Here is a 12,740-nt window from a genome sequence, read left to right as displayed (position 1 = left end):
ATCTCAGCGACGCCTCAGCACTGCGACGTCGCTGAGCCTCGGCAGCGTCGCTGAGCTACTCAGCCCGGCGGCGTACCTCAGCCCGGCGGCATACCCGGCGCCGTCCCGACCGTGCGTCAGCCGGGTGGTCCGGGCTGGCCGAGGACGAGCACCAGCCCGTGGTCGACGCGACCCAGCCTGAGCCACCCATCGCCGTACTGGAAGGCCTGCCAGCCCTCGAGTGCGGCGAGGAAGCGACTTTCCTGCTCCATCGCCTCGGGCGAGCCGGCCATGCGTGTCATGCCCGTCCCGACGATACGGACCAGCTCGTCCTCGGCCTCGTAGGTCCCAGAGATCCGGTTGACGCCGGTCGTGCCGGCCAGACGGCCGTCCTCACCCAGGGAGATCCGCGGTTTGGGGTCGATGGTCTCGCGGCCGTCGATGGACTCCACGACCCACGTGTACGACTCGGGCGGAGGCGGTCCTTCGGTCACCCGCCAGAGTCAACCACGCCGGCAACGGCAACGGTGGGTATGCGCGTGCACACCCACCATTGCCTACGGTTCTGCGATCCGATGGGGTCAGCTGTCGCTGGACGAGCCCTTCGACAGACCCGACTTGATCAGGTCCATGACCGAGCTGTCCGCCAGCGTCGTCACGTCGCCGACCTCACGGTTCTCGGCCACGTCGCGCAGCAGGCGCCGCATGATCTTGCCGGAGCGCGTCTTCGGCAGCTCGGGCACGATCATGATCTGGCGCGGCTTGGCGATCGGGCCGATCTCCTTCGCGACGTGGTTGCGCAGCTCCTGGACGAGGTCCTTGCCCTCGCCCACCTCGTCGGCCTCCTGGACCGCCTCGGAGCGGAGGATGACGAACGCGCACACGGCCTGTCCGGTCGTCTCGTCGGTGGCGCCGACCACCGCAGCCTCGGCGACCTTGGGGTGCGACACGAGGGCCGACTCGATCTCGGTGGTCGACAGGCGGTGGCCGGACACGTTCATGACGTCGTCGACCCGGCCCAGCACCCAGATGTCGCCGTCCTCGTCCTTCTTCGCGCCGTCACCGGCGAAGTAGAGACCGTCGAACCGCGACCAGTAGGTCTCCTTGTACCGCTCCGGGTCGCCCCAGATGCCGCGAAGCATCGCCGGCCACGGCTTGGTCAGCACGAGGTAGCCGCCGTGGCCGTTCGGCACAGACTGGCCGTTGTCGTCGACGACGTCGGCGGCAACGCCCGGGATGGCGCGCTGTGCCGAGCCCGGCTTCGCGGCCGTGACGCCGGGGAGCGGGCTGATCATGATCGCGCCCGTCTCGGTCTGCCACCACGTGTCGACGATCGGGCAGCGGTCGCCGCCGATGACGCGGCGGTACCACATCCACGCCTCGGGGTTGATCGGCTCGCCGACCGACCCGAGCACCCGCAGCGAGCTCATGTCGAACTTCGCCGGGATGTCCTCGCCCCACTTCATGAACGTGCGGATCGCGGTCGGCGCCGTGTAGAGGACGCTGACCTTCTTGTCCTGGACGATCTCCCAGAAGCGTCCCTGGTGCGGCGTGTCCGGCGTGCCCTCGTACATCACCTGCGTCGCGCCGTTCGTGAGCGGCCCGTACACGATGTACGAGTGCCCGGTGACCCAGCCGATGTCGGCCGTGCACCAGTAGACGTCGGAGTCCGGGTGGACGTCGTGGACGACGGCGTTGGTGTATGCCGCCTGCGTCAGGTAGCCGCCCGTCGTGTGGAAGATGCCCTTCGGCTTCCCGGTCGTGCCCGAGGTGTAGAGGATGAACAGCGGGTGCTCCGCCTCGTGCATCGGCGCCTCGTGCGTGGGCGAGGCCGCCTCGAGCGCCTCGTGCCACCAGACGTCGCGCCCGTCGGTCCACTCCGTGTCCTGGCCGGTGCGCTTGACGACGAGCACCTTCTGGACGCTGCCGGTCTCGCCGCCGTGAGCCAGCGCCGCGTCCACCGCCGGTTTGAGGGCCGAGGCGCTGCCGCGGCGGAAGCCGCCGTCCGAGGTGATGACGACCTTGGCCTTGGCGTCGTCGATGCGCGTGCGCAGCGCCTCCGCCGAGAAACCGCCGAAGACGACCGAGTGCGGCGCGCCGATGCGGGCGCAGGCAAGCATGGCGACCGCGGCCTCGGGGATCATCGGAAGGTAGATCGCGACGGTGTCGCCCTTGCCCACGCCGAGGTCGGTCAGCGCGTTCGCGGCCTTCTGCACCTCTGCGTGCAGGTCCGCGTACGTGATGTCCTTCGTGTCGCCTTCGGGTTCGCCGACGAAGTGGATCGCGACCTTGTCGCCGCGCCCGGCCTCGACGTGGCGGTCTACGGCGTTGTAGCAGGCGTTCAGCTCGCCGTCCTGGAACCACTTCGCGAAGGGGGCGTCCCAGTCGAGCGCGCGGGTGAAGTCCTTGCCCCAGGAGACATACCTGCGGGCCTGGTCCGCCCAGAAGCCCTCATGGTCGGCCGCGGCCTGGTCGTAGAGATCGGCAGTGCCGTTCGCGTTCGCGGCGAACTCGGCCGCTGGCGGGAAGGTCCGGCTCTCGTGGAGGAGGTTCTCGAGCGTCTCTTCGCTCACGGTGTCCACCTTTCGCATCGACTTTGAAGCGGTCGCACAGTCCAGCGTGCAGTCCAGCGTCCATCGCTGGGACGCGCCTGCGACAACTCAAACGCAGGCTAGTTGCACCGACAAGAGCGGAGTGAGGCAGGTCTCGTCGCTACTGGCGAGTAGCCTGCCGAACGGTCCTGGTTCACGGACGAGCGGTCGCGTGGGCACGCAGGGCGTGGTGGTCGGCTCAGTAGGCCATGCCCATCACCGCCCGGACGGTCGCCAGGGTGCGCTCGGCCACCTCGCTGGCGCGGGCGTTGCCCTCGTGCAGCACATGCGCAAGGTATGCCGGGTCGCGGGCCAGCTCGGCTCGGCGCGCCCGGTGCCCGGCGAGGGACTCGTTGACCGCCTCGGTGACGACATCCTTGAGACGCTGTGCTCCGCCGTCGCCGACTCGAGCAGCAACAGACTCGGGAGCCTCCTCGAGGAAGAGGCCGGCGATGGTCAGCAGGTTGGCGACCTCTGGCCGGTTCGCCGGATCGAACGTGACCCGCCGCTCGGAGTCCGTTCTCGCGCTGCGGATCCGAGCCGCGGTCTCATCGGCCGTGTCGCGCAGGTTGATGACATTGCCCTTGCTCTTGGCCATCTTGGTGCCGTCGGTGCCGAGGAGCAGCGGAACCTCGCTGAGCAGGGCCTCCGGCTCGGCGAACACACTCTGCCCGCCGGCATACCTGGTGTTGAACCGGCGCGCGATGGCGCGGGTCTGCTCGAGGTGCGGCAGCTGGTCCCGGCCGACCGGAACGATCCGGCTGTGGCAGAAGAGGATGTCGGCGGCCTGGTGGACGGGGTAGGTGAGCAGCAGCCCGGAGAGCGGGCGGCCGTCCGAGAGGGTCAGCTCATCCTTGACGGTTGGGTTGCGCCGCAGCTCGGCGTCGGTGACCAACGAGAGGAAAGGCAGCATCAGCTGGTTGAGCGCGGGGACGGCGCTGTGCGTGAAGATGGTGGTGCGGGTGGGGTCCAGACCAGCCGCGAGGTAGTCCAGCACCAGGCCTTGGACGTTGGCGCCGATGTCGCCGACGGAGTCTCGGTCGGTGATCACCTGGAAGTCGGCGATCACCACGAACGTCTCGACGCCTTTGTCCTGCAGTCGAACCCGGTTGCGCAGGCTGGCGAGGTAGTGACCGATGTGAAGCGGACCGGTCGGCCGGTCGCCGGTGAGCATCCGGAAGCGAGTCGGGTCGGTCGACGCGTGCTCGTCGATGAGAGCATCGAGGATGACGCTTCGCTCGCGAGCGCGAACGTAGGTGGCGCTCTCGGTGACGTCGAACGGCGTCAGCCCGACGGTGTCGGCTGGGTGGGTGGTTGGCGCGGTGGTTGCGGTCGTGTGGTCATTGCTGCTCCTTGGGTGTGGAGCCCACGGGTGACCGACGTCGGAGAACGCGAAGAGCCGCCCGTGGGCGGCTCGTGATGGGTTGGTTCGATGGGCCGCCTCAGCTGGGCAGCCACCACGCGCGCTTGGTCGACGCGAACGAACTCATGCATCGAGGGTAGCCGACGGCCGCGAAAGGCGCCCGGTCGTCCGGGCAGCATGTCGGATCGAGCGCCGGGGCGGGCCCCGGTGACGCGTGGGGGTGCTCACCTCTGGGCGGTCGCGGCTGGCGACGTCCGTAGGCTGAGCCAGTGCCAGACCCGACCGCCGCCCAGGCCGCGATGCTTGACCGGCTCGCCGTGCTGACTGACCTGCCCGACGTGCGCGAACGAGCCGATGCGGCCCGCGCGGCATGCACGCGGCTGCGCTTCCACGAGGCCCTGCGCCGGAGGATCCCCGAGGCTGCAGCGGAGTCACACGTCCGAGGAGCGCAGGCGAGCGGTGCTCTTGACGGTGCGGACCTACCGGTGACGGTGGTCCGCGAGCTGATGAGCGGCGTTCGCCCGTGGCCGGCCGAGCCCGACCCAGCTCTCCGCGTGGTGAAGGGAGCCGTGTCCGCCACGGCGGAGACCGAGCGCGTGGTCGGGCTCGTCCGAACTGCGCCGATGCAGGCCCTCGCCCGCCTGCACGTCGCGGCGGCGACGCCGCTGCTGTCTCAGGGGGTGACGGCCGAGAGCCTGGGCCGACCCCGCCTCGAGGGCGAGACCTGTGCCGAGCTGGTTGACCTGGGCGCGGCGCCGTCGGCCGCAGGGGTCGCGACCCGGCTGGGCGCACTGTCGGAGCTCATCGTCGCTTCGTCGGCGTCTCCCCGTGTGCCAGCGGCTGTCCTTGCCGCGCTGGTCCATGCCGAGATCGCGACGATTCGACCGTTCGTGCACGGTAACGGTCTCGTCGCTCGGGCGATGGAGCGCGCGCTCCTGCAGGCGTCCGGGCTCGACCCGACGGGTGTGGCCGTGCCCGAAGCCGGCCACGCGGCCGGTGGGGGACCGGCATACCTGGGGTCCTTGGTGGCATACGCGCGGGGCACGGCGGCGGGTGTGGGCCTCTGGCTCGCGCAGGCAGGCGCGGCCTACGCGCGCGGCGCGGAGGAGGGTGAGCGCATCTGCGACGCCGTGCGGGCAGGGCGCCTCACCTGACGCGCTGACCCATGGACGCCTGATCGTGCGGGGTGTCCACCGGGGTGGACAGTTTCTTGCTGTCCGTTCACTGTGGGGGGTGTCGCCACGCCGAGGGCCTGGGGTACAACGGATGCAGGAACCCCATCGCCGAGAGGCGTAGATCCGGATCCGCCGCAAGACAGATCTCTCGAGAATCACTGAGTACCCACGCGAGAGCAGTTCGCTTGGAACCGTCCACCCTCGGGACATAACCGAGGCGACACTCACAGGATGCACGCCTGGTAGCTCGGTACTTCTCCTGAGGCCCCCGACCACGGTCGGGGGCCTCGCCTTTGTGCCGGGAGCTTGGGCTCGCGCATCGCGGCGGGCATAGACCACATGAGTCCTATGTCCTTCAAAAGCCGTCTGTGTCATGACATGGAGGTTTGCATTCACCACTGACAACGACAACTATGGAGCGCGGTGCCGGCCCGCGGCCCCCATGTTGGTGGTCCGCGAGGCACCCGCGATCTGGCCCCTCCCCCCCGGGTGCCAGGGTCGTGCAGGTGGCCTCCGTCGTCCCCCTGACGGAGGCCACCGCTTCTTTCCACACCTCCTCGGCCTGTGTTGGGGTTGTCCACCGCGGGACGTATGCCGCTGGGCACCGACCGCTCGCGAGGCGACGGTTGGCGGATGGGAAACGTCATTGCCTTCGTTCCGGCGTCAGGAGGGGTCGGAGCCTCCACCCTCGCCGCGGCGGTCGCCGTCCGGGCCGCCATGGTGGGCCGCTCGTGCGCGGCCGTCGACCTCGATCGGTATGCCGGCTCACTGGAGGTCACGTTCGGTGTAGAGCATTCGGCCGGCTGGCGCTGGTCCGAGCTGTCCGAGGTGGCCGGTGTCGTCGACGGGGAGGCGCTGGCCGCCCAGCTGCCGATGTCCTGCGGTGTGGCGGTGCTCGCCGGGTGTGCGCCGCGCGGATGGGGGCCAGCTCCGGGCGACGTTTCCGGTGGTCCGCCGGATGGCGAGTGGACTGAAGAGACGGGCGAGGATGAGGCGTTCGCGCGCCCGCTTGGGGTGGCGCCAGCGAAGGCCCATGAGGCGGGCGACTTCCTGGCGCAGCTCCCGGATGTCGTCGCGGGCCTCTCGTTGGCGCTCGACCTCACGGTGCTCGACCTGTCACGCGATGTGGACGTGCTCGCGGCGGTCGCGCACCTCGTCGACGCCGTGGTCGTGGTTGCCGGGTCGGACATCGGGCAGCTGACCGCCGTGTCGCACGTCGTGCCTGGCGTGCGGCGAGTGGTGCGGGCGTCGAGGGTCGACACCGGTTCATGGGAGAGCGGCCCGCCGCCCCTGCCGGTGGAGCCGTGGCTCGTCCTGCGCGGCACAGCCGTGGAGCCCGCGTTGCAGGACCTCGTCATGGACGCGCTCGACGTGGCACTGGTCGCCGTCGTCGGCGACGACCGGCTCGTGCTCGGCGACCTGGCCGACGGCCTCCCACCGGGCGCGCGGGCGCGCGGCGATGTCGTTCGGGCCGCCGACGCCGTGTTGCTTCGGCTGGCACGCCAGGAGCTGGCGGCGTGAGCGGCGACCTCGGGCGGTGGGTGCGGTGACGCTCACCCCGGCGATGTGGGAGCGGGTCCGAGGAGGCCTCGGGCCGGACGTCGACGAAGTCGCCGGCGTGGCGGAGCAGGAGCACGGCGCACTCGGCGCGCGCAGGGTCGCAGCGTCTCGGGACGCTCTCACGGCCAGGGTTCTCGGTGCCGGTCCCCTGGACCACTGGCTGGACGCGCTGGGGGTCACGGACGTCGCCGTCAACGGGGACGGCCGCATCTGGGTCGACCGTGGCAACGGCATGGAGGACGTCGGTGACCGGATCGCGCCCGAGGCGGCCCGCGCGCTCGCGGTCCGCCTCGCCGGGATCGCGGGTCGCCGGCTCGATGACTCGAGCCTCTGGGTCGACGGCCAGCTGCCCTCAGGTGCCCGGCTGCACGCGATGCTGCCGCCACTGGTCGCGGGTGGTGCGCACATCACTATCCGTGTTCCGTCCTCCACACCCGTGTCGCTCGACGAGCTCGTGGGTCGGGGGATGGTCCCCGCCCCGTGGGATGTGGTGCTCCGGGAGATCGTGCGGCAGCGGCTGGCGTTCGTCGTCTCAGGTGGGACCGGAGCAGGCAAGACAACGTTGCTCGCGGCCCTGCTCGCGATCACCGACCCGGTCGAGCGGTTGCTCGTCGTCGAGGACGTCCGCGAGCTGAACGTGGACCATCCGCACGTCGTGCGCCTCGAAGCCCGCCCGCCCAATGTGGAGGGCACGGGCGAGGTCACGCTCACCACCCTCGTGCGCCAGGCCTTGCGCATGAGGCCCGATCGCATCGTTGTCGGTGAGGTGCGTGGTGCAGAGGTGCGAGAGCTCCTCGCGGCGCTCAACACCGGCCACGAGGGCGGCTGCGGCACGGTTCATGCCAACGCCCCCGCGGACGTCGTCGCGCGGTTCGAGGCGCTCGGTGCACTCGCCGGGCTCGGGCCGGTTGCGGTGCAGTCCCAGCTCGCGGCCGCGATCGACATCGTCGTTCACGTCGCTCGCGAGCGCGGCGAGCGTCGCGTGGCGTCGATCGCGGCGGTCTTCCGTCGCGGCGACGGCCCGTCGGTCGTGCCGGCGCTCGAGTGGAGGGGGGTCGGCTTCCCCGCCACGGCCGGCCCCGCATGGTCGTCGCTCGCTGCGCGGCTGGGCCTTGATCCGGGGCTCGTGCACTCGCCCGCCGACCACATCCGAGGAGCGGGGGTCGGGACGTGAGTGGTCTCCCGGTCCTCCTCGTCTCCCTCCTGCTCGGGGCGGCAGTTCTGTTGTGGCCTGGCCGAGCTCGCGTCACCGCGAGCTCGGCTCGAGGGGCAGCGCGCGGTGGCGCCGCTGGCCGTGCCGGGCCGGTCCGCGCCGCGCTGCGCTCGGTCTGGCACGAGGACCCGGTCGAGCTCGTGCGAGCGTGGCGGCTCCGTCACCGCCCGGAGAGCCTCGTCGACGTCGTGCTCGACCTGCTGGACGGCATACGTCCCGCTCTGGATGCGGGCTTGCCGCCAGCCCGGGCGGTCGAGATCGCGGGCGCTTGCTCGTTGGGCCGCGATCTTGCACGTGGTGCGGGGCGCCCGTCCACCACGTCCGGTCGGACGCGACGCCGGGAGATCGAGCTGCTGGTCGAGGCACTCGTCGAGGCGGCGGAGGCCGGCACGCCCATGTCGTCGACCTGGGCCGAATCTGCCCGTCGCAGCGGTTCGGCCGAGCTTGCCTTCATCGCATCTGCCTGGCGCCTGTCTGAGACGACCGGCGCACCGCTCGCGGCCGCCGTCGGCCGGGCCGCGGATGGACTGCGTGATGCGAGGACCCGCCGAGGCAAGCTCGCCGTCGCGGTCGCCGGGCCCAAGGCGACGGTGACGGTGCTGACCGCTCTGCCGCTTACCGGGCCGCTCTTCGGCTGGGTGTGTGGCGTGGGCCCTGTAGCGATGTACCTGGGCTCCGGTCTCAGCCTGATCTCGCTGCTCCTCGGGCTGGCGCTCATCGTGCTCGGGCGGTTCTGGTGCTCACGGATCATCCGCGCGGCGGTGGCCGCATGACCGTGACACGTTCCGCCCTGGTCGTCGCATTCCTGCTCGCCGCGGCCGTCGGAGTGCTGCCGTCCAGGACGCGTGCGAGCGACGAAGACGTGAACACCGTAGGGGCGGGCAACGGGCGGCAGGATGTCGGGACGGGTGCCATCTCCTCTGGACATCTGTCGGCCACCGGCACGGCTGGCTCTCGGACAGGCCGGCGACGTGATGACAGCACGGCAGCCAGCGCCGACATCTCGGCCGCAATGACACTGTTGGCCCTTGCGTACCGATCGGGCCTTCCGACGTGGGACGTCCTGCTGGCCGTCGCGGCGGGCGCTCGAGGATCGGTCTCCGGAGACCTGCGGCAGGTGGCAGCAGCGCTTCGGTGGGGTGCCGACGAGTGGGAGGCGTGGGGTTCGGTGGGTCCGGGCTGGTCCCCGGCCGCGCGGGCCGTCGCGATCGCGCAGCAGGCGGGAGTCCCTCCTGGGCCGATGCTACTGGCCGCGGCCGATGACCTCCGCCGTGCCGACCTCGACCGGCTCGAAGTCGAGGCGGCCAAGGCAGGCGTGCGGCTCGTCGCACCACTCGGACTTGTGCTCCTGCCCGCCTTCTGCCTCACGACTGTCGTGCCGCTCGTCATCGCACTCGCGGGTCGGCTGACCACCGGCTGACCACCACACAAGCCACCGGATCGACGATCCGGACACCAACAGAAGGGGAAAGCTATGACACACAGACTGGTTCGCTCGCTGCAGGTGCGCCGCGTGGACCGTGGGATGACCACAGCGGAATATGCCGTCGGCATCATGGCGGCGTGCACGTTCGCCTTGGTGCTTCTCGGCGTGGTCAAGTCCGACGGCGTGCGAAGCGCCCTTGCCGGAATCGTGCAGAGCGCGCTGGGCATCGCCGGGTGAGGTGTCGACCAGCCCGGTGTTCGGCGGGGCGCGACCTCGGGATGGTGACGGCCGAGCTGGCCGTCGCCATCCCGGCCGTGGTCCTGGTCCTGGCCATGTGCCTGGCCGCCGTGCGTGCGGCCATCGACCAGATTCGCTGCATCGATGCCGCCCGAGTAGCTGCACGCTCAGCCGCTCGCGGAGATGACCCTGCCCGGGTGCGCGGGCTGGCCCTGGCTTCGGCCCCCGACGGCGCGAGTGTGTCCATAGTGGCGTCCTCGACGGTCGAGGTCACCGTGACGGCTCGAACCGGCGGATGGGGAGGCGTCGTCCCCACCTGGCCACTCTCGGCCTCGGCCGTCGCACCCGCCGAGAGTGCGGACCCGCCATGACGTGTCAGCGACGCGCCGGCCTGACTGGAGGCATGCTCCGCCGACGACCGGACATCCGCGTCTCGCCCGCGTGCCTGCCATTCCGAGGCTCGGACCGAGGCTCGGACCGCGGCTCCTCCAGCCTCCTGGTCGTCGGGCTCATCGGCGCTGTGCTCGTGTTCACAGTCGGCGCAGTGGCAATGGCCTCGGCTGTGGTCGCAAGCCACCACGCCCGGACGGCCGCAGACCTCGGGGCGCTCGCCGGAGCGACGGCGCTGCGTGACGGTGCTTCGCGGGACCAGGCGTGCGCTGCCGCCGCATCCGTTGCCGTTGCAAATGGCGCTGTGCTGCAAGAGTGTGCGATCCGCGACGGGCGCTCTCTGGTGGTCGTCACAGAGCGTCGCTCTGCCCTGTGGCCGGCGCCCGCCACCGCCAGGTCGCGTGCCGGGCCAATGTCGAAAGCGCCACCCGAATGGCGGCTCCTGGCATCTTGACCGAGCCGTCGCACCGCCGATCGCTCCCTGGGCATCTCGTTGGTCCAGCGACATCAGCCGCCGTCTCGGGCGTCACACTGTCATGACTGTCTTGAGAGCTCATCGACGACGTGCCGTCTCTGCGCTGGCCGCTGCCGCCGTCCTTGGCATGGCGCTTCCCGCCTTCGCGACGAATGCAGGATCACACTCCGGGGTTGCGACCTCTGGGTGCGACGTGGTCTGGAACGCCAAGACGGTCATGGACACGGATCTCAACAACACGCAGGACGGCGGTGGCCTGGCGGTCGACCTCCACGGCAACCCGGTCAGCTACAGCAACGGTGGCTACATGGTCGAGGTCCGGCCCGAGTTCGGCGGGCCCGGGATCTTCGAGATCACGCACTGGTACACCGACGCCCCTTCAGGGCCGACCATGGGCCCCGTCAAAGGCTCCTACCGGATCCCGGTCGCAACCGATGACACGATCCTGGATGCCCGCGTTGCCGTGACGTTGCCGGCGACGGCCACGAGCGTCTCGTTCGACCCAGTCTCTAGCAATGCCGCCATGCCGCGATGGGGGACTCCCTACTCGAACTACACCTGGGCGCGGCAGGCCTCGCTCGCTTCGAGCGACGACGCGACCCGGACCTACGTGGTCGATCTCGGCACGCTCGCGGCGCACACGGGCACCGTGTTCCAGCTCGACTTCACCGTCCCCATCGGGACCGACCTCGCCGATCCGGTCTACACGACCGCCCGGCTGAGCGGCGCTGCGGAACAGGGCTCGGGTGCCTGTGCGGTGACCCGGCCCCCAGCGCCCACAGTCACGACCCAGACGTGCAAGCTCGCGCTCGCCGGGCAGACGGTCTTTCCGCTTCCTTCGCCGGACATCACGGTTCGCGACAAATGGGATGACTACGGTGCGATCCACCTGACCATCGACCCGACCACCAGCGCCGACGATCTCTGGCGCACGACGCCCACGCCTGAGGGCGAGGTCAATGCCGACGGATGGGGCGCGCCGCCGCAGCGCTTCATGCGCTTCTATGCTGCGACCAACAAGGGGGTCGGGGACGCCACCTACACGGTCACCGCCGTCCAGGGGATGCGGTTCACGACCCCTCCCGACACGCTCTACACCGGCACGCCAACGGGTATGGGTCAGCTCTACGGCAACGGCTTCACGATCCCGGTGACTGGTGCCGGCACCGCGACGGTCTCCGCGGACGGGACGACGATCACCCTGCACATCGACTCGATGCCTGCCAAGTCCGGGTTCGCCTTCGTTGTTCCGGTTACCGCGGACTCCAGCGGCAAGGCTTTCGTCGCGAACGAGACGCTGGCCGCCTCCGTGATGGGCTGCACGGACACCGCAGGCGGCGGACCGACGCCGACCACTACGCCCACGGCGACGCCGACGGTGACGCCGACGGTGACGCCGACCGGGACCGTAGCGCCGTCGATCCACGGCCCCAGCGTCGACACCGGCGGTCACGTGATCGCGGAGCCGGCCAGCTCGGACTCCTCGCGCCCGGGCTCGCTGGCGATCGTCGGCTGCGCTCTCGCGCTCCTGGCACTCGGTGGCCTGGCCCGGTTGCTGGCCCACCACGCGTCGTGAGTTCACATCGTGCCTGAACTGGACCGCCGTCCGAGCCGCGCATCGCTGAGCACGGGCTCGATGGTCGCCCAGACGCCCGGCCGGCGGACGCTTCAGGTCGCGCTCCTGGCGGCGCTCCTGTGCGTTGGCATCGTCGCGGCCGCCAAGTTTCAGAGCGGTTCAGAACCTGCGGCGGTTCCGACCGCGAGGCTCGTAGACCTACGCGGTCGGCCAGTAGCTGCCGACGAGACCGCTGCTGTGCCGGCAGCCGTCACGGCGCGGATGAATGCCGTGCCCGATGCCGGGGGCCGGTTCAGGATCCCGTCGGTCGGGCTCGACGTCCCCCTCGGCGAGCTCTCGATGGCCGGAGGGACCATCACGCCGCCGACGTACACGTCGGCATACGTCGTCCGAAACCTCGGAGCCGGGCCGTCACGGCCAACGTCCGGGACGGTGTTCGTGGCGATGCACTCGCTCCGAGGCGGTGGCACTGGGCCGGGAAACTACCTCATCGACGCGCGGCGGGAGGGCACCTCGCTCAGGACAGGCAGCGTCATCGAGCTCGACTCGGTTGCGTACCGGGTGACCAGGTCCGTGCTCGTCGACCGAGACCGAATTGGTGACGACACGACAGTCTGGGCCGACGTCCCGGGCCGGCTCGTCGTCATCACCTGCATGCAGACGCCATCGGGCGATCGTCCTCCCACTCAGAACCTCGTGGTCGAGGCACGCCTGTCCCGCTAGACGCCCCGTCTCGCGCCGGTGTGGCTGGTGAG

The 12,740-nt window shown here is 70.5% G+C and carries 13 protein-coding genes; 10 read left to right on the top strand and 3 right to left on the bottom strand.

The features are described 5' to 3' along the window. Positions 1-116: 116 nt before the first annotated feature. The 3 genes from ACYVLP_RS13490 to trpS form a co-directional block, all read right to left on the bottom strand. Positions 117-473 (bottom strand): META domain-containing protein, encoded by a 357-nt coding sequence (locus ACYVLP_RS13490; protein WP_460627863.1) that lies wholly within the window; start codon positions 471-473, stop codon positions 117-119. Between the two features lie 87 nt (positions 474-560). Then, positions 561-2,570 (bottom strand): acetate--CoA ligase, encoded by a 2,010-nt coding sequence (gene acs / locus ACYVLP_RS13485; RefSeq protein ID WP_460627862.1) that lies wholly within the window; start codon positions 2,568-2,570, stop codon positions 561-563. Between the two features lie 199 nt (positions 2,571-2,769). Then, complete coding sequence (gene trpS, locus ACYVLP_RS13480) at positions 2,770-3,744, bottom strand: tryptophan--tRNA ligase (RefSeq protein ID WP_460627861.1); 975 nt, start codon at positions 3,742-3,744, stop codon at positions 2,770-2,772. Positions 3,745-4,202: 458 nt separating this feature from the next. Here trpS and ACYVLP_RS13475 point away from each other — a divergent pair, with 458 nt between their 5' ends. From ACYVLP_RS13475 to ACYVLP_RS13430, 10 genes are all read left to right on the top strand, one after another. Further along, positions 4,203-5,087 (top strand): Fic family protein, encoded by an 885-nt coding sequence (locus ACYVLP_RS13475; RefSeq protein WP_460627860.1) that lies wholly within the window; start codon positions 4,203-4,205, stop codon positions 5,085-5,087. Between the two features lie 654 nt (positions 5,088-5,741). Beyond that, the gene (locus ACYVLP_RS13470) at positions 5,742-6,629 is read left to right on the top strand and encodes a CpaE-like family protein (protein ID WP_460627859.1); all 888 of its coding nucleotides are present in this window, start codon (positions 5,742-5,744) and stop codon (positions 6,627-6,629) included. Positions 6,630-6,654: 25 nt separating this feature from the next. Next, positions 6,655-7,842: a TadA family conjugal transfer-associated ATPase gene (locus tag ACYVLP_RS13465; protein WP_460627858.1), complete on the top strand. Its 1,188-nt coding sequence runs from the start codon at positions 6,655-6,657 to the stop codon at positions 7,840-7,842. Next, positions 7,839-8,654: a type II secretion system F family protein gene (locus ACYVLP_RS13460; protein WP_460627857.1), complete on the top strand. Its 816-nt coding sequence runs from the start codon at positions 7,839-7,841 to the stop codon at positions 8,652-8,654. Before ACYVLP_RS13465 ends, ACYVLP_RS13460 begins: the two co-directional genes overlap by 4 nt. Next, a complete protein-coding gene (locus ACYVLP_RS13455; RefSeq protein ID WP_460627856.1) occupies positions 8,651-9,301 on the top strand; it encodes a type II secretion system F family protein in 651 nt (216 codons plus the stop codon). The genes ACYVLP_RS13460 and ACYVLP_RS13455 overlap by 4 nt, the downstream gene beginning before the upstream one ends. 54 nt (positions 9,302-9,355) lie before the next feature. Beyond that, positions 9,356-9,544 carry a DUF4244 domain-containing protein gene (locus tag ACYVLP_RS13450; protein ID WP_460627855.1) on the top strand — a complete coding sequence of 63 codons (189 nt, stop codon included), beginning with the start codon at positions 9,356-9,358 and terminating at the stop codon, positions 9,542-9,544. A 41-nt stretch (positions 9,545-9,585) separates the two neighbouring features. Beyond that, positions 9,586-9,915, top strand: a complete 330-nt coding sequence (locus ACYVLP_RS13445) for a TadE family type IV pilus minor pilin (RefSeq protein ID WP_460627854.1) — start codon at positions 9,586-9,588, stop codon at positions 9,913-9,915. Then, a complete protein-coding gene (locus ACYVLP_RS13440; RefSeq protein ID WP_460627853.1) occupies positions 9,840-10,388 on the top strand; it encodes an Rv3654c family TadE-like protein in 549 nt (182 codons plus the stop codon). Before ACYVLP_RS13445 ends, ACYVLP_RS13440 begins: the two co-directional genes overlap by 76 nt. A gap of 82 nt (positions 10,389-10,470) precedes the next feature. Further along, positions 10,471-11,985, top strand: coding sequence for a hypothetical protein (locus ACYVLP_RS13435; protein ID WP_460627852.1), 1,515 nt, complete (start codon positions 10,471-10,473; stop codon positions 11,983-11,985). Between the two features lie 237 nt (positions 11,986-12,222). Next, the gene (locus ACYVLP_RS13430; protein ID WP_460627851.1) at positions 12,223-12,708 is read left to right on the top strand and encodes a class F sortase; all 486 of its coding nucleotides are present in this window, start codon (positions 12,223-12,225) and stop codon (positions 12,706-12,708) included. Positions 12,709-12,740: the final 32 nt, after the last annotated feature.

The organism is Intrasporangium mesophilum (genome assembly GCF_054783095.1).
This window is presented reverse-complemented; position numbering and strand designations above follow the sequence as displayed.

Coding starts and splice junctions, on each gene's coding strand:
- ACYVLP_RS13440 (WP_460627853.1), top strand. CDS start 9,840: ATGGGGAGGCGTCGTCCCCACCTGGCCACTCTCGGCCTCGGCCGTCGC.
- trpS (WP_460627861.1), bottom strand. CDS start 3,744: ATGCTCACCGGCGACCGGCCGACCGGTCCGCTTCACATCGGTCACTAC.
- ACYVLP_RS13450 (WP_460627855.1), top strand. CDS start 9,356: ATGACACACAGACTGGTTCGCTCGCTGCAGGTGCGCCGCGTGGACCGT.
- ACYVLP_RS13455 (WP_460627856.1), top strand. CDS start 8,651: ATGACCGTGACACGTTCCGCCCTGGTCGTCGCATTCCTGCTCGCCGCG.
- ACYVLP_RS13435 (WP_460627852.1), top strand. CDS start 10,471: ATGACTGTCTTGAGAGCTCATCGACGACGTGCCGTCTCTGCGCTGGCC.
- ACYVLP_RS13445 (WP_460627854.1), top strand. CDS start 9,586: ATGGTGACGGCCGAGCTGGCCGTCGCCATCCCGGCCGTGGTCCTGGTC.
- acs (WP_460627862.1), bottom strand. CDS start 2,570: ATGCGAAAGGTGGACACCGTGAGCGAAGAGACGCTCGAGAACCTCCTC.
- ACYVLP_RS13470 (WP_460627859.1), top strand. CDS start 5,742: ATGGGAAACGTCATTGCCTTCGTTCCGGCGTCAGGAGGGGTCGGAGCC.